At 41.5% G+C, this 21,896-nt stretch carries 15 protein-coding genes; 12 read left to right on the top strand and 3 right to left on the bottom strand.

Translation table 11 applies throughout. From position 1 onward, the window contains the following. The 11 genes from PSI15_RS09130 to PSI15_RS09180 all read left to right on the top strand — a co-directional run. The coding region (locus tag PSI15_RS09130) for an Ig-like domain-containing protein (RefSeq protein WP_273583262.1) at window positions 1-1,484 on the top strand (1,484 nt) is incomplete at its 5' end. Between the two features lie 500 nt (window positions 1,485-1,984). Then, window positions 1,985-3,556 carry a hypothetical protein gene (locus PSI15_RS09135; RefSeq protein WP_273583263.1) on the top strand — a complete coding sequence of 524 codons (1,572 nt, stop codon included), beginning with the start codon at window positions 1,985-1,987 and terminating at the stop codon, window positions 3,554-3,556. 167 nt (window positions 3,557-3,723) lie between these two features. Continuing rightward, a complete protein-coding gene (locus PSI15_RS09140) occupies window positions 3,724-5,295 on the top strand; it encodes a hypothetical protein (RefSeq protein WP_273583264.1) in 1,572 nt (523 codons plus the stop codon). 141 nt (window positions 5,296-5,436) lie between these two features. Beyond that, the gene (locus PSI15_RS09145; protein WP_273583265.1) at window positions 5,437-6,972 is read left to right on the top strand and encodes a hypothetical protein; all 1,536 of its coding nucleotides are present in this window, start codon (window positions 5,437-5,439) and stop codon (window positions 6,970-6,972) included. A gap of 47 nt (window positions 6,973-7,019) precedes the next feature. Next, window positions 7,020-8,246: a hypothetical protein gene (locus tag PSI15_RS09150; RefSeq protein WP_273583266.1), complete on the top strand. Its 1,227-nt coding sequence runs from the start codon at window positions 7,020-7,022 to the stop codon at window positions 8,244-8,246. 146 nt (window positions 8,247-8,392) lie between these two features. Further along, window positions 8,393-9,970: a hypothetical protein gene (locus PSI15_RS09155; protein ID WP_273583267.1), complete on the top strand. Its 1,578-nt coding sequence runs from the start codon at window positions 8,393-8,395 to the stop codon at window positions 9,968-9,970. Then, complete coding sequence (locus tag PSI15_RS09160) at window positions 9,933-11,867, top strand: hypothetical protein (protein ID WP_273583268.1); 1,935 nt, start codon at window positions 9,933-9,935, stop codon at window positions 11,865-11,867. The genes PSI15_RS09155 and PSI15_RS09160 overlap by 38 nt, the downstream gene beginning before the upstream one ends. Before the next feature lie 264 nt (window positions 11,868-12,131). Next, window positions 12,132-13,541 (top strand): glutamate--ammonia ligase, encoded by a 1,410-nt coding sequence (gene glnA, locus PSI15_RS09165; protein WP_045973155.1) that lies wholly within the window; start codon window positions 12,132-12,134, stop codon window positions 13,539-13,541. A gap of 189 nt (window positions 13,542-13,730) precedes the next feature. Then, window positions 13,731-14,780 (top strand): nitrogen regulation protein NR(II), encoded by a 1,050-nt coding sequence (glnL, locus tag PSI15_RS09170; RefSeq protein WP_273583269.1) that lies wholly within the window; start codon window positions 13,731-13,733, stop codon window positions 14,778-14,780. A gap of 39 nt (window positions 14,781-14,819) precedes the next feature. Next, window positions 14,820-16,268, top strand: coding sequence for a nitrogen regulation protein NR(I) (gene glnG, locus PSI15_RS09175; RefSeq protein ID WP_273583270.1), 1,449 nt, complete (start codon window positions 14,820-14,822; stop codon window positions 16,266-16,268). A gap of 403 nt (window positions 16,269-16,671) precedes the next feature. Then, a complete protein-coding gene (locus tag PSI15_RS09180; RefSeq protein ID WP_273583271.1) occupies window positions 16,672-17,175 on the top strand; it encodes a hypothetical protein in 504 nt (167 codons plus the stop codon). 702 nt (window positions 17,176-17,877) lie between these two features. On the opposite strand, the gene PSI15_RS09185 is transcribed toward PSI15_RS09180, so the two are convergent. From PSI15_RS09185 to yihI, 3 genes are all read right to left on the bottom strand, one after another. Continuing rightward, window positions 17,878-18,033, bottom strand: a complete 156-nt coding sequence (locus PSI15_RS09185) for a hypothetical protein (protein WP_273583272.1) — start codon at window positions 18,031-18,033, stop codon at window positions 17,878-17,880. A gap of 110 nt (window positions 18,034-18,143) precedes the next feature. Next, window positions 18,144-19,517 carry an oxygen-independent coproporphyrinogen III oxidase gene (gene hemN / locus PSI15_RS09190; RefSeq protein WP_273583273.1) on the bottom strand — a complete coding sequence of 458 codons (1,374 nt, stop codon included), beginning with the start codon at window positions 19,515-19,517 and terminating at the stop codon, window positions 18,144-18,146. A 136-nt stretch (window positions 19,518-19,653) separates the two neighbouring features. Further along, window positions 19,654-20,181 carry a Der GTPase-activating protein YihI gene (gene yihI / locus PSI15_RS09195; RefSeq protein ID WP_045973161.1) on the bottom strand — a complete coding sequence of 176 codons (528 nt, stop codon included), beginning with the start codon at window positions 20,179-20,181 and terminating at the stop codon, window positions 19,654-19,656. Between the two features lie 148 nt (window positions 20,182-20,329). Here yihI and PSI15_RS09200 point away from each other — a divergent pair, with 148 nt between their 5' ends. Then, on the top strand, window positions 20,330-21,799 hold the full coding sequence (locus PSI15_RS09200) for a glycosyltransferase family 39 protein (protein ID WP_273583274.1): 1,470 nt from the start codon (window positions 20,330-20,332) through the stop codon (window positions 21,797-21,799). Window positions 21,800-21,896 lie beyond the last annotated feature (97 nt).

Below are 21,896 nucleotides of genomic sequence, written 5' to 3' on the forward strand. Positions count from 1 at the left end.
CCAGTAATAAGGCATTTAACGGGGTTTTGGTTTCACTGACGGTGGGAAGCCACAAGTCCGTTCAGGCAAAACCCGTAGATTTCAAACCGGAACAGATATCGCCAATAAACGTTCAACCAACAAAATCGATATTGGTAAATGAATCTTATACCCTTACCGTCACTGTCAAGGATGCTACTGGTCAAAAATTGGAACTGGGTAAGACAGTTAACTGGACGATAATCGATGCTCCCCATAAGGAGGCGGTAACGCTTGATCCGGTAACGAGTACCAGCAACACGAATGGTGAAGCGGTCACAAAATTAACCAGTACTCAGGTTCAGAAAGTGACTGTACAAGCCTCCGTGGATGGGGTTGGCGCTCAGGAGACCACGGTAGATTTTACCTCTCCGCCAGTGGATTTTGAAATCAACAGTGTTGAGGTTTATGGCGTTGACAGAAACGGGACATGGAAAGACCCTAAAGACCCTCTGGAAAAGTTTGATCCGAGCAATCCATTGACTGGTGATGAGAAAGGGAAAGGTAGATATATATATAGGGCGAAGATTTCGCATAAAGGCAGCACAAAGATACTTGATAAATATCCATTCAATAAGGTGCAATGGACTCGTGAGAGCCAGATTAACACAACAGATTTACCTGAACCTAAACCTGTTTCATTGAAAACAGATGATAAAGGCTATTTATATGCAACATTAGACAGTCATGTTGGGGTTTATAAAGAGATTAACGTGACATTAACAATACCGACTCAAAAAGGAGGGAATGAGATTCAGAAGACAAATAAGGATAATTCAGTGACTTTTGCTGCTGTTTCTCAACCAGCAGTGCTGTATGTCTATAATCAATTTAATCCAAGTGTTAATAAAACTTTTTCTGAACCCGGTCCATATAATTATTTCTCCAGCCTATACGCTGAATTAAGAGATCCAAACTCAAAAAAATCGTTTGATAAAAACGAAATCACTTATTCTTCTAAAGCACCACCGGTCACGGACTATCTTGGGTTTATTAGATATGGTGTCAATAACAAAGGCCCTATAGTGGCAAGAGGACTAGGAAAAGTAACGATAGAAGCCAATATTAAAAAGTCAGATGGAAGACACTTATTATACGAATATAATTTAAATATTCGAAGCTATGTTGATGGTTATAGTTATGTTAACTTAAATGATCCATATCAGACTGTTAACAGTGGCACTAATTGTGATAATTATCAGCCAAATGCAGGTGATGCGATTTACCATGATATTAACATACAAGATCTTAAAATTTCTTACGGACCAACAACGTTCAGTAGCGAATTTAACAATCTTTATGCATGGGGGTTATTTGATGCGATCAAGCCAATACCCCAAAATAAAGCTAAAATTAAAGCCAAAGATACACGAGCAAGAAATAATTATGTTATCTATGATGTTATTACCGATACTATTGATACAGATCCTTACAGTAAAGGTGTATTAGTTTGTAAATATAATTAAACACCGTTACAATAAAACACCTTAACCATGGTGTTTTATTAGTCAAACTTATTATTAACAATCAACCCTAACAAAACTTAGTAGGCTATATCTATTTTTGGATATAGCCACTAGAATATAAAACCAAAAAAACGAACGCTCCCCACCCGTTTCTCTCTAAACAAATCCACTAATGGTTTATTTTTAGCATTTAAAACTTGATGCAGATAATCGATAGGAAAAAGTTATCACCTGATAACCTTTTCTCATTATACAAATAAAAAAACCGACTATGGTAGAGGGCAAGAAAGCAGGGCATAACATAGGAAACCATTTTATTCTGTATTGTGATGGTGGCTATATATCATCATTACCCCATAAATTATTTAAAAGATATTATTGCCTGTTTTATTCTAACTAAAATTTGGTTCCAGATATCAAATTCTGGTATAGAAAAAATAACGCAATCATGAGAAAACACAGATTTCAACAATAACATATCTAAGCGATAGGGTGATAAAATGAGTACTTCTTGGAAATTGTCAGTACCAGAAAATTCTGATTTAATAGCAGGCCAACTTTTTGAACTGACTGTGACTTTAGATGCAGGTGGGAAGTTACCTACCGGTGTCACGCTTTCATTTCTGCCTTCTTCTACAAATATAAAGATTCAGGGTCCATCAACCCCCATACTTATGCAATCTGGCCAAGGAAACGAATATGCGGCAACGCTGAATTTAACTATACCGGATACAACACCCGATAATACCCCGATTACGCTTGACTTGCAGGCAAATAACGCCGCTTTTCCGGGTGGAAAAATACAAAAAACCGTGAAATACACGGCACATATCATTGATCCGGCATCATTGGTCCTCACCATCGCTGACCCTATTCAGGATACGCCGAAGGCAGAGAATATTCCGCCGAGTGGTTCATCTACTCAAGTATCGACAACCCTTAAAAGCCTCAGTGGTACCAAATTATCCGGTGTGCCTGTGTTTATAACAAATGATAACGATGGTGATTTCTCACAAGTTAATATTTATGATAACAATACCGCGAGCGCTCAAAAAATAAATACCACACTGCCGTCAGGAAGTGATGGATTTACCTTACTTTCAGATAGCAACGGAATGATTGCATTTTATATTTATCCAATTAAAGGATTATCACTCGCAATAAAATTATATTCCCAAATAATAGGAGCCACTTATAAAACTAAAGCCAACTCCACTTGTTATATTATTGATCCTAATCCAAACAAGATAATGTATCCTTTAAGATTGCCAAAAATCCTAATACTTTCAGATGATGGCGATCTCGTCTCAGATGGTTCCCTTACATTTCTTGTAAGGATAGACAAATATCTTAACGCGACGGCTGGTGATAATATATTATTTTATGTCAACGGACAATATACCAAGCAACAAATAAAACTTAAAAATAAAAAACAATTGGGTTCTTATACCATTAGTCTGCCTTACAGTATATTTAACGGTAAAGAAAATCAACAATCCATTTTTTCTTATGTTGTTATTAGCTCCTATGATGGCAGTATTTTACCCTCTGATGAATTGCCCTTAACTTATAAAGGGGGGGTAATATATGAACCTGTTCCGTATATACAAAGAGATTATGATACCTGCACCGTTATGACTAGCGCAAAAACAACTCTGCCTCAGAACAGTGTCATTAACTATGTGGCAATAAGAAGTTATCCAAATAGTAAAGACAGGGGATTATTTATCGAAATTTTAGGCGATAAAAGTGGTCATGAAAAAGGTAAAGTGCCTATCGGTGCTATGGTCACGTTAAATATGTACATCAGTTCTGCTAACAAAAATCCACCACGTAAATCCCTATCACAACCCATGCCGGCAAGCGGCTCTTTATTATTTAATATTGACTACCATGATGTTGTTGATATTGCTCCATACGATAACGGTGCTGCCGGTAGTATTGAATTCGATTATCAATTTACATCAAATACCGGCCCGCATGGTGAAGCCATTAATGGTTATGGCAAAATTTGGGAGGCAGGAATTGATACGGTACGAATCGGGGTTCCCATTGGCAGTGATGATAACTAATATCAATAACATAGTGAATGATTATTTTTTAATTAATTTAACCCTGATAAACAGACCTTATAAATTTCAAGTTGCAAGACGACAGCCGATTATTATCTCCCCGTGTTGCGGGGAGATAATAAATACATGCCATAATAAAACACATACCTAAGCGATAAGGTGGTAAAATGAATAACTTATGGAAATTGTCAGTACCAGAAAATTCTGATTTGATAGCAGGCCAACTTTTTGAACTGACTGTGATTTTAGATGCAGGGCAGAAATTAGCTACCGATGTCACGCTTTCATTTCTGCCTTCTTCTACAAATATAAATATTCAGGGTCCATCAAGCCCCATTACTATGCAAGCTGGCCAAGGAAACGAATATGCGGCAACGCTGAATTTAACTATACCGGATACAACACCCGATAATACCCCGATTACGCTTGACTTGCAGGCAAATAACGCCGCTTTTCCGGGTGGAAAAATACAAAAAACCGTGCCATACACCGCACATATTATCGATCCGGCATCATTGGTCCTCACAATCAACAAGCCTATTCAAGATACGCCGAAGGCAGAGAATAGTCCGCCGAAGGGTTCACATACTCAAATATCGACAACCATTAAAAGCCTCAGTGGTGCTACATTATCCGGTGTTCCTGTGTTTATAACAAGTGACCATGATGGTGATTTCTCACAAGTTAATATTTATGATAGCAATACCGCAAGCGCTCAAAAAATAAATACCACACTGCCATCAGGAAGTGATGGATTTACCTTACTTTCAGATAGCAGCGGAATAATTACATTCTATCTTTATCCAATTAAAGGATTATCACTCGCAATTAACTTATATTCCCAAATAACGGGATCCACTTACCAAACTCATGCTAATACCACCTGTTATATTATTGATCCTAATCCAAATAAGATAATGTATCCTTTGAGATTACCTAAAATTTTGGGATTTTTGCAAGGTGATTTTGTCTCGGATGGTTCCTTCACCTTTCTGGTAGAGATAGAAAAATATCTTAACGCAACGGCTGGTGACAATATATTATTTTATGTCAACGGACAATATACTAATCAACAAATAACCCTTAAAAATAAAAAACAATTAAATTCCTATACCATTAGCCTGCCTTATAGCATATTTAATGGCAAAGAAAATCAACCATCCACTTTTTCTTATGTTGTTATTAGTGCCTATGATGGCAGTATTTTACCCTCTGAGGAATTGCCTTTAACTTATAAGGGCGGTGTAATATATAAACCTCTTCCGTATATACAAAGAGATTATGATACCTGCACCGTTATGACTAGTGTAAAAACGACGCTACCTCAGAATAGTGTCATTAACTATGATGCAATAAAAAGTTATCCAAATAGTCAAGGGAAAAGAGGATTATTTATCGAAATATTAGGCGATACCACTGGTCAGGATAAAAAGAAAGTGCCTATCGGTGCTATGGTCACGTTAAATATGTATATACGTTCTTATAACAAAAATCCACCGCGTAAATCCCTATCACAACCGATGCCTGCAAGCGGCTCTTTATTTTTTAATATTGACTACCATGATCTTATTGATATCGATGCATACGATAATGGCGCAGCCGGTAGTATTGAATTCGATTATCAATTTACATCAAATACCGGCCCGCATGGTGCATCCATTAATGGTTATGGCAATATTTGGGAGGGTAGAATTGATACGGTACGACTCGGGGTTCCAATTGGAAGTGATGATAACTAATATCAATAATATAGTGGACTAATTTAATTCTGATAAATAGAACCTATAAACTTCAAGTTGCAAGAAGACAGCCGCTTATTATCTCCCCGTGCTGCGGGGAGATAATAAATACATACCATAATAATAAAACAAGGTAATGAGATGAATAGTGCATTGAGTATTTCAGTACCCGATAATTCTGACTTGATAATAGGTCAACGGTTTGAGCTGACTGTCACTTTAGCGTTAGATACGACAGCAATTGGCAATATAATTCTTTCCTTTAACTCTGCCACGCATATTAATGTACCGACAAATGCTATCACTATGCTCGCAACTTCTGATGGCGGAAATAATCAATACAGTGCCACTATAGCGCTTAAAGTATCAGATCAAATCACTGAAAATACGCCAATAACCTTTACAATACAAGCAACTGATACCAATAATCCTCAGCAGGTTTTTTCCAAAAAGGTACAGTACTTAGCAAGAAGCATTGATCCAAAATCACTGGCTTTTAATGTAGAACACCCTTTTCAAACGATGCCGGTGGCAGATAATAAGCCGCCTAACGGCACACGAACAAAAGTCTATACCACCATCAAAGATTTAGACGGAAAAGCATTGTCGGGGGTGCCGGTCTTTATCACTAATGATACAAATGGCACCTTTGAAAAAGTTAATATCTATCTTGATACGAACAAAGATACACAAAAAATAGACACAAAAATGCCATCAGGCAATGATGGGTTTACATTACTTTCAGACAAGGATGGGGGGATTATATTTTATATTTATCCCATTGAGGGATTATCACTTATTCTTAATCTATACGCTCAGATCATAGGAGTAACTCATCAAACCGTTGCCAACGATACTTATTACGTTGTTAACAGTGATCCATTCGTGGTTGAATCTCCTTTACAACAACCCAGAATTTTAGGTTTTAATCGTGACAATTTAATCTCAGATGGTTCGCCTCTATTTTCCGTCAGAATAAACCCCTATATCAATCCAGAAATTGGTGATAATATTCTATTCTTTGTCAATCTTAATTTTACAGGCATTTATAAAACACTTAAAAACCCAAAACAACTAGGCAGTTATTTCATTAAGTTACCTTATAGTATCTTCAAAGAAAACGAATTATCGCGATTTTCTTATGTCGTCATTAGGCACCATGCAGGAGATATGATCCCATCTAATGTGTTACGTTTAACTTACAAGGGAGGAGTCATCTATGAACCCGATCCAAATGTGACCAGAAAATATGATGCCAGCATTGTTATGACCAGTGCCAAAACCATTATACCCGCTGATAGCATGATTAATTACGATTATATCCGTTCATACCCTCCTGCCAATATCACTGGCTTAATTGTCGAGATTTCGGGTAATACCGGGAATAATAATACCAAAGTGCCTTTAGGTGCCGAAGTCACATTGAATATCTATATTCGTTCGCATAATAAAAATCCGCCAATTCAATCTATGAAAGATACGATGCCAAAAAATGGCATTTTACAGTTCAATATTAACTATGATGATCTTGTCGATATCGATTCCGGCGATATTAAATTTGATTATAGTTTCACATCAAAGGATAGTAATGATATTGGTTATGGTCATGTTTGGGCGGCAGAGATAGATACGGTTAGAGTAGGTATCCCGATTGGAAATAATGAAATTGATTTATAACATATAATCTTGAATCAAATTATTTGCATTTTCACAAGGAAAACTTTATGAACTCTTATCTGAAAAAAGAAGACATCGATATTAGGACACTGGAATTGGATATTGATAACCCATTTCTGGAATTCCCCGATCAATCGGGTAGCCAGAAAAAAGGACAATACGCCACAGTAACATCCAAGGTGAGAAATGTCAGTGGGACGCCGCTACCTGATCTTAAAGTACATATATCAGATGATTTAATAGATAACTTACAAAAAGCAAAAATTTATGATGCTGATAATAAAGAAATTATTATTGAAAAGGGAAGTAATGGATTTGATATCACGACCGATCAAGATGGCAACATCAAGTTTTATATCTACCCTATTATGGCAGAATCATTAATCATCAATCTGACCGCTCAAGTCATAGGATCTACCGATACGATTGATGCAAAATACACGATATATTGCGCTAATCACGCATTAGAGAGTCTCCCTAAAGACTTAATAGTGCCTGAAATATTTAATTTTCACGGCGAAGATCTAAAATCGAATGGAAAAAGTAAATTTACGATAGGAATAGTAAGATATGCAGATTTTAAACCTGGGGATCATATCTTATTCTTTGTCAATGACATTTATACCAAAATTTCCATTCAAGTTGAAAACGAAGATGACTTAACTGCTATTGATTTACCTTACTGTATCTTTAATAAGAATGAGCTTTCAAGATTTTCTTATTCCATCATCCGGTCAGGGTATATGGCTGCATCCCAAGTGAAGGATTTAATTTATCACGGAAACCCATACAATAAACCCTGGACTGACGTTGATAGAACATATGATACGTGTATAGTATATAACAGCGTAGGCGTTTCTGATGAAAATATTTTAGAACAATGGAGTTATGTTAACAGTACTGAAATATCTAATTATCGGAATAACCCTCCAGATAATGCGGGGTTATTTGTCCAAATTACAGGCGAAAAAGATGCAGCAGGTAAAGGGAAAGTACCGCTGGGATCAACTATATATTTAAATTTATATATTAACTCCAAGTCAAGAACCGTGACTCATACCTTTGAAAAAACCATGCCTTTTATTCCCGACAGCAGTGATAATACGGCTAAAGTGATATTTAATATACCTCATCATCTTTTAACCCATTGTTTATCTTATCCAAACAGAGGCGGGGATATTTATTTTGATTATCAAATAGGGAAAGATTCTGATAATGGTGTCACATATGGCAATATATGGGAAGGGTATATAGACACCCCAGATATTGAGTGAAGTTAAATTGACTTATACTCTTCACACTTCAAGATGCATTTATTATCTCCCAGCGCTGCGGGGAGATAATAATCTGCTTTCGATTTCAAGTTGCAACTTGAAGCTTATAAGGTATATATAAAATGTACTCTGAATAAGGTAATATAATGAGCAACCAAATTGAGGTCTCTATTCCTTCGGGTTCTAGTGTTATCATTGGGCAAAGATTAGTACTTCATGTTACTTTAAAATCTAATGATAAAATATCACCTGATACCACTGTCTATCTGGACAACACTCATAATGTCACATTATTAGACACGACCCATTCTGATGAATCCCCTGAATTATTCATCCTTTATTTGGAAATGTCATCAAATATGACTGATGGGGATTATGTCAGATTTGGTTTTTCCATCTCAGGTAATATCACTTTCCCCCCACAAAGTGTCGAGTATACGGCAAGGACATTAAATAACGATTCGTTAAGGCTTTATTATGACAAATCTTATTTAGATGTTCCTAGCCAACCTAATTTACCCCCTGATGGAAACAATGGCGAATCCAGAACTCGCGTTATGGCGAGAATTAAAGATCAACATAGTAATCCCATACCCCGCCTTTTTGTTTTTATCTCTGCATCATCGCCTAACGATATAGAAAAAATAGATTTATATGGAAATGATAACAGCACTAAAATTGATATCGAAAAATATCAATACAGGGAGGGAGTTTTATTATCTTCAAATCAATCTGGTAATTTAATTTTTTATGTTTATGCTAAAGAGATGCAACCAGTCACTCTTGAGTTATACACACAAGTCTTTGGCATAACAAGCGAGGTAATAGCGGATAGCCCACTGCATATTGTCAACAATAAACCCGTAAGTTCAGGTAATTATCTCCCTGCCCCCGCGATTGATGGATTTGAAAATGGAGGAGAATTAACCACTCATAATCAAACCAATTTTCTGGTTAATGTGCCTCTTTATTCTGATGCACAAGTTGGGGATATTATTAAATTCTGTATTGATGGAAAGACCACAATATACGATCATATTCTTGTAGGATTAAATGAGCTTGGTAATTATTCAAGCATATCTTTGCCTTATAATATGTTTCAAATAGGCGTGGCCTCTGAGTTTTCCTATTTGGTTTTTCTCTCAAGTGGAGAAACGTTATATTCAAATTCACTAAAATTGACATACACGGGAGAATCCTGGCCTAAACCGACGTATTATGATAAATGCGTGGTTTATTCTAGCTTTGGAACAAACTCACCCAATAATATTATACAAGAAGCTGCCCCTGATAATTGTGAAAACATAGATCCAAATAATATTGTTAATTGCCCGGCAATATCTCAGCATAAGAATAATGCTAATGATGCCGCACTATTTGTTCAAATTACAGGAACGAATGATGTTACTGATAAAACAAAACCTCCATTAGGTAGTCAGGTGAAACTCACTTTGCTTATCAAATCGAACCCCAGGCATGTCAATCAGGTGCTTAGTAAAAAGATGCCTGATAAACCTGACCCTAATGGCGATGGTCAAACAGCAATTCTTACCATAGAAATACCTAAACATTATGTTTCAGGGTGCCACGAATATCAAAATTGTCATGCTGGTCTTATTCAGTTTAGTTATCAAGCTGCTGGCTCTTCTTCTAGTACTTGGACAGGAAGAATAGTGACTTCTGCGAATGGTGCAGATGATTGTGACGAAGAACATAATAACTAGAGAGGAAAATATGTCTGATATAAATAATAAATTATCCAGCCCAAGGTTACCACAATCCACTAACAATACGTTAGATTTGGAAAAATTGAATGGTGATTATATTGTTGTTGAAATCGATACCTATCCTAATGTCTCTATCAATGATGAACTCACTATTTATTTCAATCAAATTAAGATTGACCCTTATGTTGTTAAAGGCAGTGATTTAAATTCATCTTATTTCACGATTAACATTCCAAAAAACAAAATCCCCGTCGGGCAATATTCTGTTTATTATATAGAGGAGACATACGGTAACCTATTATACTCCCCTAAGATTAATATCACCGTTGTTGACCAAGCATCAACTAAACCCCCCGTCATACCCCCCACAGATGACAGTGCCTTTATTGTCATGGGGGCACGCACCACACTTTATAGTACGGCTAACGCTCTCTACGGGCCGCAGTGCCTGGTTGCCTTGGATAAGGAAACCTTGGAACCCGTTGAAGTCTTGTGGGAATATATGGAACCGCCCAAAGTCGATATCAGTTGGCAATATACCAATGGTAATTTTGGTGTTATTCAAAGCTCGACTTTTTATGATACTTCACCAAGTATCAAAATATCCGTTTACTCTCTTGATAAAAAATATCATCGCGTAATTCAACCCCTTAATATCTTTGGTAATGGCGGAACATCTGATTCTGTCTACATAAAACCACACTTATATGATTGGCAACCCCCGTTTTGTGCCCCGGAAAGTTTTTCCTCTAGTTTTGCGGCATTGCTCAATGACAATAGCCTTGTCACTTGGGGAAATATGAATCCGGCAAATTCTGGTCATGTTGATAATGACGTAAAAAAAGTTTTCGCCTCTGGATACGGCTACCTGGCCCTGAAAAATAATGGAAGCCTGTCACTTTGGGGAGTACCAGAAAATGATACGATTTACGCATCTTATTGCCCTGGCGCGGATTACGTTGATATTGCGGCGGGAAACACCTGTTTTATCGCGCTAAGGTCTGATGGAACTGGCTGTACCTGGGGAAACCCTTGGATACCCGGTGATGCATTGCCTTTTGGCCCCTATATTGTTCCCAGATTAGGCCCCCCTGAGAAGACTCTCCTTCTCGGAAATGATATTGCTGTCCTTGCTTTTAATACTGAAACTGCGATGTCATCCTTGATAGTTAGCAGACCAGCCCAAGCAACCAGACATAATAACATGGTGGGTTGGATGGAGAGACAAGAAGATGAATCCTACAGAAATCTCCGTGGCATTATCCCTGTCTTAGACACTTTTATCATTATAAAGCAAGATGGAACGACAAATTATTGGCCCTGGCTACCCTCAACAATAGTTGGCCAACCGCAATACGTAGACGGGGTAGCTCAGATCGCACAAATTGTCCCTGCCATAGGATGGGATTACAGGACGCCTCGTACAGGCATCGGTTACCGCAACCCCTCTGATATAACTCTATCGATTTTTGAAAGCTCCTTCCTTGCAGAGGGGTCTCCATACTCATCTGTTTCAGATATATCAGGTAATAGAACGACTCTTGAGTCAAGATTGATGGATGGTACTGTCGGAGAAATCAACTCCGTACTCCAAGTCAGCATGGTCGTTATAGATGGATTAGAAAATGTCGTTCAAGTGACATGTTCAGCAAAAGCCTCCGCCGCATTGCACAAAGATGGTACTGTCACCACTTGGGGATCACCTGAATATGGCGGTGACTCTTCCGCAGTGCAGAATCAGCTTAAAAATGTAAGAGCTATCTACGCGACCGGGAAAGCATTTGCTGCTCTGACACAAGATAATAAAGTCATTACTTGGGGAGATTATGCCGGAGGCGGAAATAGCAGCTCTGTACAACAGTATCTTGATGGCAACATTAGTTATTACGAATAATTTTGGCTACCAATAATCATTGGCAGCCCTCAAGTGCACTATTATGGTGCATTTGAGTTGTTATCACTCCCAAATTCGGTGCAAATCGATTTAAAACTGTGCTTTTCCCTGATTCATTTTTTGTCTCCGGTCTCTCCGAACATTGATATTAAAACATTTTAAAAAACTGGCACGCTTTTCGCATTTACCCAAACAATCGCGATTTCATAAAGATTGACCCTAAGAGATCGATAATCGCCCTTAATTTTTCCAGGAGAGGCCAGTATGTCCGTTGAACATGTGTTGTCCATGATTGAAGAACATCAGGTGAAGTTTATTGACTTACGTTTTACTGACACCAAAGGTAAAGAGCAACATATCACCATCCCTGCCCACCAAGTTGATGAAGACTTCTTTGAAGATGGCAAAATGTTTGACGGTTCGTCTATCGGTGGCTGGAAAGGGATCAATGAATCCGATATGGTGCTGATGCCCGATCCAAGCACCGCGATGATCGACCCCTTCTTTCATGATGCCACCCTGATCCTGCGTTGCGATGTCCTTGAACCCGGTACCATGCAAGGTTATAGCCGCGACCCTCGCTCCATTGCAAAACGCGCAGAAGATTTCCTGCGTGCCAGCGATCTGGCTGATACCGTTTTATTTGGACCAGAACCCGAATTCTTCCTGTTCGATGATATCCGGTTTGGCAGTTCCATCTCTGGTTCTTATTATCATATCGATGATACCGAAGCTGCATGGAACAGCGGTACGCGCTATGAAGGCGGTAACAAAGGCCATCGTCCCGGTATTAAAGGCGGCTATTTCCCGGTTCCGCCGGTGGATTCTTCGCAAGACCTGCGTTCAGCCATGTGCCTGACAATGGAAAAAATGGGGTTGGTCGTTGAAGCCCATCACCATGAAGTCGCCACGGCCGGGCAAAACGAAGTCGCCACCCGCTTTAATACCATGACCAAAAAAGCGGATGAGACCCAGATTTATAAGTATGTGGTGCATAACGTTGCCCATAAATTTGGCAAGACCGCGACGTTTATGCCAAAACCGCTGGTGGGTGATAACGGTTCAGGTATGCACTGCCATATGTCGCTGTCCAAAAATGGCACTAACCTGTTTGCGGGTGACAAATACGGTGGCTTGTCCGAAATGGCCCTGTACTATATCGGCGGTATTATCAAACATGCCCGCGCATTGAATGCCTTTACTAACCCAACAACTAACTCGTACAAGCGTCTGGTGCCCGGCTTTGAAGCGCCGGTAATGCTGGCTTATTCTGCCCGTAACCGTTCCGCGTCTATCCGTATTCCGGTGGTTGCCAGCACCAAAGCTCGCCGTATTGAAGTGCGTTTCCCCGATCCCGCCGCGAACCCTTATCTGGCCTTCTCTGCGCTGTTGATGGCCGGTCTCGACGGCATCATCAACAAAATTCACCCCGGTGATGCCATGGATAAAAACTTGTATGACCTGCCCGCAGAAGAAGCACAAGAGATCCCAACTGTGGCCTCTTCTTTGGAAGATGCCTTGGCTGCGCTGGATGCAGACCGCGAATTCCTGACACGCGGCGGTGTTTTCACTGATGATACGATTGATGCTTATATCAATTTGTTGCAGGGGGAAATTGAACGTGTCCGTATGACACCCCATCCTCTGGAGTTTGAACTGTATTACAGTGTGTAACCTTATTCGGTCATGCCTTATCACGTGCCGGATGGCGTGACTGTGATTTTTTTGTTGCCGTGAAACTTTTGGCCCATCTTTGGATGGGCTCTTTTCCCTTACATACACATCCCGATAAGAGTTTGAGCGGAAGGGTTCATTAATTATGGTTAAATAAGCTACAATGCACCAAAAAAGTGCAGGAACGGAATGACAATGGTTAGTTTGCCCAAAGCAGAACATATTCTCGACTCACAGATTAACAACGTCTTGGTGCTGGATAATGACTTGATTATTCGCTACGCCAATCATTCTGCTATGCAACTTCTGGCACAAAGTTCACGTAAATTATTCGGTACGCCTCTGCCTATCCTGTTTAGCTATATTTCGCTGGATACCGAACTGATGCGTTCCAGTTTGATCAACGGTCAGGGCTTTACCGATAACGAAGTCATCCTGGTGATCAATAATCACGCTCATGTGATGTCGCTCAGTGCCCAACCAATTTCCGAACAGCTTATTCTGCTGGAACTGGCATCTATGGACAGTCAACGCCGGTTAAGCCAAGAGCAGGTACAACAAGCCCAGCAGGCGGCTGCGCGGGAACTGGTTCGGGGGCTGGCACATGAAATCAAAAATCCCCTTGGCGGGCTGCGGGGAGCCGCGCAGTTGCTTGCCAAGGCACTGCCCGATCCCGCTTTGAGGGAGTATACCCAAGTAATTATTGAGCAGGCAGACAGGCTGCGCAATCTGGTTGATCGCTTGCTGGGGCCGCAGCATCCGGGCGCCCAAACCCGCCAGAGCATTCATCATGTGGTCGAGCGGGTCTATCAGTTAGTCTCACTGGAAATGCCGGAGAATGTCACGCTGATTAAAGATTATGATCCCAGTTTGCCAGAACTGGCTCATTATCCTGACCAAATTGAGCAAGTGTTACTGAATATCACCCGCAATGCGCTACAGGCGCTGGGTCAGAAAGGAGGAACCATCACCCTGAGAACGCGAACCGCGTTCCAGATTACCTTACAGGGTGAACGCTACCGGTTGGCAGCCCGCATTGATATTAAAGATGACGGGCCGGGTATTCCTCCCCCTATTCAGGATACGCTTTTTTATCCCATGATCAGTGGCTATGAAGGTGGAACTGGACTCGGCTTATCCATCGCACGTAATCTTATCGACCAACATGCCGGCAAAATTGAATTTACCAGTTGGCCCGGGCATACGGAGTTTTCCATTTACCTGCCTATCAAGAAATAACCGATCAGGGAACCACTGAGCAAGAAGGAGAGGGTGACTATGCAACGAGGAAAAGTCTGGATCGTTGATGATGACAGTTCTATCCGCTGGGTACTTGAACGGGCGCTGAGTAGCGCGGGGATAGAGTGCATCAGTTTTGAAAATGCCGATGCCGTATTAGCCGCGCTGTCACAGGATCATGCCGCACAGGGTAATCCGGAAGTTATTCTGTCCGATATCCGCATGCCCGGACTGGATGGGCTGACTTTACTCAACCAGATAAAACAGAGTCACCCACAGCTTCCGGTCATCATTATGACGGCGCATTCGGATCTGGATGCCGCCGTCAGTGCTTACCAACACGGTGCCTTTGATTATCTGCCCAAGCCTTTCGATATTGATGAAACGGTGGCGCTGGTTGAGCGGGCACGAAGTCACTATCGGGAACAACACCAATCCGCTGCCAATCCGCAATTGCCGGTATCCGTTTCAGATATGATCGGAGAAGCCCCTGCCATGCAGGCGGTGTACCGAATTATCGGCCGTCTTTCCCGCTCTTCTATCAGCGTGTTAATCAATGGGGAATCCGGCACGGGAAAAGAGCTGGTTGCCCATGCGCTTCACCGCCATAGTCCACGCGCTTTGGCACCCTTTATTGCGCTGAATATGGCAGCAATCCCGAAAGATTTGATTGAATCTGAACTGTTTGGCCATGAAAAAGGCGCTTTTACCGGCGCGAATCAAGTGCGCCACGGGCGTTTTGAGCAGGCCAATGGCGGTTCGCTGTTTTTGGATGAAATCGGTGATATGCCACTGGATATCCAGACTCGCTTGCTGCGGGTGCTGGCCGAAGGGCAATTCTATCGCGTCGGCGGCTATGCCCCGGTGAAGGTGGATGTCCGTATCATCGCCGCCACGCACCAGAACCTTGAGCAACGTGTTGCAGAAGGTAAATTCAGGGAAGATCTCTACCATCGCCTGAATGTGATCCGTGTTCAGTTACCGCCTTTGCGGGACAGAGTGGAGGATATTCCTCGTCTGGCACACCATTTCCTGCAACAAACCGCCAAAGAGCTGGGCGTTGAAGCCAAGGTGCTGCATCCTGATTCTGAGCTTGCCCTGATGCGGCTGCCGTGGTCAGGCAATGTCCGCCAACTGGAAAACGTCTGCCGCTGGCTGACGGTGATGGCGGCAAGCAAGGAAATACTGGTACAAGATCTGCCCGCTGACCTGCTTGGCAACCCACCCACAGAGCAAGCGGGAAATTCCCCTCTTTCACGCTCCGCGCTGCCGTCTGAAAATAGTTGGTCACAACTGCTCGCAGAATGGGCGCAACATGCGTTAAAAGAGGGAAAAACTGATCTCCTTTCCGATGCGCTGCCACTATTGGAACGCACGCTGCTTAATTGCGCGCTGGAATATACCCATGGGCATAAACAGGAAGCCGCCCGTTTGCTCGGCTGGGGAAGGAATACGATAACACGGAAATTAAAGGAGTTGGGGTTGTAGTCAATGTCATTTCAAAATCGTAGATCACGTCTTTACTCCTTGTGACGCGAGGAGTAAAGAAATCTCATAATATAGTGAGAGCATGCAATCTTGTCCCGCGCGGCGCGCGGGACAAGATTTACTCCTATCATTTTGAAACGATATTTAATATAGAAAATGTAAAATTGAAAAATAAATTACAATTGAGATAACAAGCTACGATTTTAAATAACCCATTCGTTTTAATAAATAATAGAAAATACAAATAATTTGAATATAAAAATAAAATTAATTATATTCAAAAAAACAAAAACGAATGAGGATTATACTATTTATTCATAAAACCTATAAGTGGAATGAACAAGTCTATTACAATAGAACTTATATTCATCCTGAAACAAAAGAGTCATTTGAACTCTCCCATATGGCACCAAAGATAATCAAAATTAAATATGAATATAACGATAGTCTAAAGCATAAGGTAAAAGGCGAATCACAAGTCAAAGTTATATTTAGTCATCATTGTTATACCAAAACCATACAAGAGGATGAGGAGAGTACAATTTTAATAACAGAATATGAAAATGGAATAATTAAGGAATATCGTACTTTCGATAACGTGAGGTATAAATATACTTTTATTTTATTAGAGGTTATAGTAAATATTTCATATAAAATATGCAGAGAAAGTAGATTAAAAGGAAAAATAATTAGGTTAGAAGAAAAAGATAGGAATAATCCGCACAGAGGAATCTATATCATCATGAAACTCAAGGTAAAAAAAGAAGAATTATTTTTATATGTTGAAACAGCACATTACAGAAACAATGAGCCTATTAATGCCCAATTAAAAAAGGAATCACGGAGATTTATGTTGATATTAGGAGATATGTTGAAAAATGACTGGAACTATTTGATTAAACCATAGATGTGTTAAAGCCCAGCTAATAGCTGGGCTTTAACACAAACATACTAAACTCAACTGCTGCACCTCTTCACAAATCGCTTTGCTATCCCAAGTGACCGTCAGGTTAAAAAAATAACCCCGTCGAGAGACCAATTAACATTGGCGGCATACCAGCACTACTTCAGCAAGTATGACTTAAATAACAGCCTACTATCTGTAGTTGCAGCTCATGCTGAATACTGCTCAATTCTAGTACAAAGCAGCAATATACACAACCCTGTTCCCGCTAATCTGTTCAACATACTACTACAAACTATTACCTATTACTGAGCAAATACTCTGAGAGATCAACGAATTGAGTTAATATCGCTTCATCGTTTGTGACTAATACCATGCTTTCACATATTGCTTGGGCCATAAGCATAAGATCAAAAGGATCTCGATGTTTTACTTTTGGTAACTCGTAATAACTGAAAGCATGTTCAATTTTTACTGATAGTGGTAAAAAGCCTACTTCATTTTGTGCCACATCGGTGATAATTCTCGGTTCAAAAAAATAATCACTTTTATCCAGTCGGCTTTTTATTGCGATTTCCTAAATACTGACAGCACTGAAATAAATTTCATTATCTGTATCTCTTAGTAATTCATTGATCTCTTCTTTCAGCTTAGAGGGGGCAGCCAAATACCAAAGCAAAATATGAGTATCTAACAAATAGCGCATTAGTTCTGATCTCTCCCCTCAAACATCGAAAGGATTTCACTATCATATTTAGCAAACTCTTCTTCTGTGGGTACGGATAATTTCCCAAGCAAAACACCGATCGGCCTTAATGTTTTTTTAGGTTTGGCTAACACACCAACTGGTCTCTGTGCCATAAGGTTATTAAATCCCCCATACTTAGTTAGTCGAGAATCACTGCATTAATTTTAACCAATTATTTGGTGAATGTTAACCTATATAAATGGCTGAATGGAAAATTAAGCTCTTATATCACCCGCGAAAACTGCCGCTGGCGCATCTGGTTACGCAGATAACTATCAAAACACATACAGATATTACGGATCAGCAGCCGCCCTTTTGGGGAGACTTGGATCTGAGACTCGCTCACTTCAACCAACCCATCTTCTGCCAAGGGTGCCAACAGTTGCAGGTCTTCGGCAAAGTAATCCGCAAAATTCAACCCATAACGTTGCTCAATATCCGCAAAGTTCAGCCGGAAGTTACAAATCAAATCCTTGATCACGTCACGGCGAATGCAATCATCCGGTGTCAACGCTAAACCCCGCCACAAAGCATGGCCTTGAGCTTCTACCGCCGCATAGTAGGTTTTGAGATCTTTCTGGTTCTGGGCATAGCTATCCCCCAGCATACTGATGGCCGAGACGCCCATACCCAGCAGATCACATTCCCCCTGCGTGGTATATCCCTGAAAATTGCGGTGCAAAATGCCTTCCCGCTGGGCAATCGCCAATTCATCATCCGGGCGGGCAAAGTGATCCATACCAATAAACTGATAACCGTTGCCTGTCAGGGTCGAAATCGTTTCCTGCAAAATATCCAGCTTCTGTGTCGCACTGGGTAGATCCTGCTCCTTAATCTTGCGCTGCGCCGCAAATAGATTCGGTAAGTGAGCATAATTGAAGACACTCAAGCGATCCGGTGACAATGCCAACACGCGCTGCAATGTAAAGGCAAAACTCTCAGGGGTCTGTTTCGGCAGTCCATAAATCAAATCAATGCTGGTGGAGGTAAAACCTGTTTCACGGGCGCGATTAACCAGTTCAAAAATAAACGCTTCATCCTGCTCGCGATTGACCAAACGCTGCACCTCTTTATTGAAATCCTGCACGCCCATACTCAGGCGGTTAAAACCTTCATGCCGCAGGTGATCAATGACATCGAGTTCAATTTCGCGCGGATCAATTTCAATGGAAAGTTCAGCATCGGGCAGAAAATGGAAATGGCTTCGCAGCATCGACATCAATCGGCTGATCTGCGTTTTATCCAGATAAGTGGGCGTGCCCCCTCCCCAGTGCATCTGGCTGACTTTCCGCCGGGAAAATAATTTAGCACGGGCAGCAATCTCTTTTTCCAACGTATTCAGATAGTCATCAGCTTTGTGCTTTTGCCGCGTGACCAGCTTATTGCAACCACAGAAATAACACAGTTTATGGCAGAACGGGATATGGAGATAAAGGGAAAGCGGGCGATCAGGATAACGGGCAGCGGCCTGTGCAAAAGCAACCACATCGTACTGTTGGTTAAACTCCAGTGCTGTCGGATATGAGGTATAACGAGGCCCTGAAGAGTTGTATTTTTGGATCAAAGGCAGATCCCAAACAATGGCTTGCTCTGACATGCTTATTCCTTCCGCTGTTTTCGCCCATCAAAACGCAACCACCACAGTTTACCCAATAACCCTGATAAATAACATACTAATAGTGTGGTTATCAGAATGAACCCGCCTTTTACAATGGCAATCTATTGAGAAGGAATTACTTACCCTTCAACAACTGCATGATATCTTCCTGCCGTTCTTCTTCGCTGTCCTCTTCTTCCAGATTGATGCCCAACTTTTCCATCAGGGTATCAATGCGGTCGAGCATATTATCGACATAATCGTTGTCTTCCTGAGACAGTTTTTCACCCTGCTCAAGACGTGCCAACAAGTCATCCAATCGCTCATCATTTTCCAGCATTGCCAGCTCTTCCTGCGGTGACAGGCGAGGTTTCTGTTGCTCTGCTGCCGGTTTGACCGCGGGTTTCACTGCCGTTGCTTTCTCACCCACGATCAGAGGAACCGAAACCTTACTGCCAATACGGGGATCTTTTTCCTGCTTGGCGACTGAACGCTTTTTATTGCTGTCATTCCCGCTCTGGCGGCTGCCTGTCGCATTACCATTACCACGGCGTTTTTTCTGGCGTTTACGCTCGCGCCCTTCTGCATCCAGCTCTGCGCGACTTTTTCTTTTTTGCTTACCAGCGGAAGGCTTCACTGGTGATTTCTTCTTTAACGGACTCATAGCTTGTGGCTCAACTCATTTTTATCAAGATATTTTCGGCGGAATCTAACAGAAACGACCTTTAACATCCAATGACATTCACTTATCCTTGAAAGTTCGGCTACTATTCTAAGTAATTTTAACTTAAATAATATGATCATCAGCTACCATGCGCTTTTTTGATACCTCTTCTTATCGCATGCCCTTGTATCTTTGGGTCACGGGTTATGCGATTTTGTGGATAATAGCAAGCTACTCTCTCGATCCCACCGTTCCTTATGATGCCGTAGAAGCTTTGAACTGGGGCATGAATGGGGAATGGGGATCGCCCAAAAATCCGTGGTTAGTGGGCGCCGTCATGCTCCCCGCTATATCTGTCAGCTCTATCTCTCTCAGTTTTTATTGGTATTTCACCCACTTTGTTGCCATTGCCATCGGTATGCTTGGAGTTTGGCATCTGGCTTTTCGGCTGACGGGTAAAGTTGTACTGGCATGGCTTGCCATGCTGACCCTGAATCTATCCGGTATCATCAATTTTGATATTATTCCTTATAACGATAATTACCTTTTGGTCATGCTCTGGCCGTGGTCATTGCTGTTTTTCCTGCGTGCCATTGACGATCATCCTAAATGGTGGCTGGCATTCGCCATCACTACCGGGCTGGCAACGATGGGAAAATATTCTTCGCTGGCTCTGGTCGGCTCCGTCTTTTTGCTCTCTCTGTTCGTGCCCAAAGTACGCCGCAACTATCGGCAGCCGCTGTTTTATCTCGCCATTGTTATCTGGTTCGCGCTGGTGTTACCGAACGTTTGGTGGCTGGTGCATAACGACTTCGCTGCGTTTAAGTGGGTGGATTCCCAAATTCAGCAAGGGTTTAATCTACGTACCACCCGCGCGGTACTTTCTGTGTTCTACCCGTTACTGATTGTCAGTGCCATTATTTATCTGCTGGATGGCCGGATTGGCTGGCCCAGGCAGCTATCCAATGCGCTGGCGAATATCGTGCTTCTGCTGCCTTTGCTGATTATTTACGGCTGGTTTTCCTTCAATCAGGGCGGACGCATAACCGAGTGGATACAACCTTTTATGGTCGTTTCGCCGGCCTTGTTGGTGGGATCGATCACGGTATTTCCCAACAAATCCTTGCGCAGCACATTATTGGGATTAACCGTATTTGCTGTATTAGTGTTGATCGGTTACATCGGGGTGATGATGGCGAATGTCCGAGATGCCGGGCAAAAATTCGTGGGAATCAAAACCTTTGCCAGCCAACTTGATCAACGTTGGAACGAGCTGTATCCAACACCATTACGTTATGTTGGCGGTGAATATCTGCACCAATGGCTGACATTTTACAGTCACTATCGTCCAGAAACTATCCAACCTTGGGAATTAGATAATGGTGCGCCTCCCAATATCTATAACCGCCATATCAAAGAGAGCAATATCGTGGAATATGGTGCCTTGTTGGTGGGAGAGCGGGGAAAGAGCTGTGAGGAGGAAAATTTCCGGCATACGCTGGCAGAATGGCCATCCTTAGTCCTCAGCCATAAAGAAGAGTTCGCCTTCCAGGCCCAGCCCAGTGCAGAGTGGGACACGGTTTGCATTGGCTTTGTGGCACCGGAGGGGATTCAATAATCGATTTACACTCCAATAACAAAGCCTGACATAACTGTCCTGTCAGGCTTTTTCATCACGATTTCAATCGTGAGTTTGCGTACATCTGTTTTCATTC

Source organism: Xenorhabdus sp. PR6a (genome assembly GCF_028599065.1).
Classification (GTDB): domain Bacteria; phylum Pseudomonadota; class Gammaproteobacteria; order Enterobacterales; family Enterobacteriaceae; genus Xenorhabdus; species Xenorhabdus doucetiae.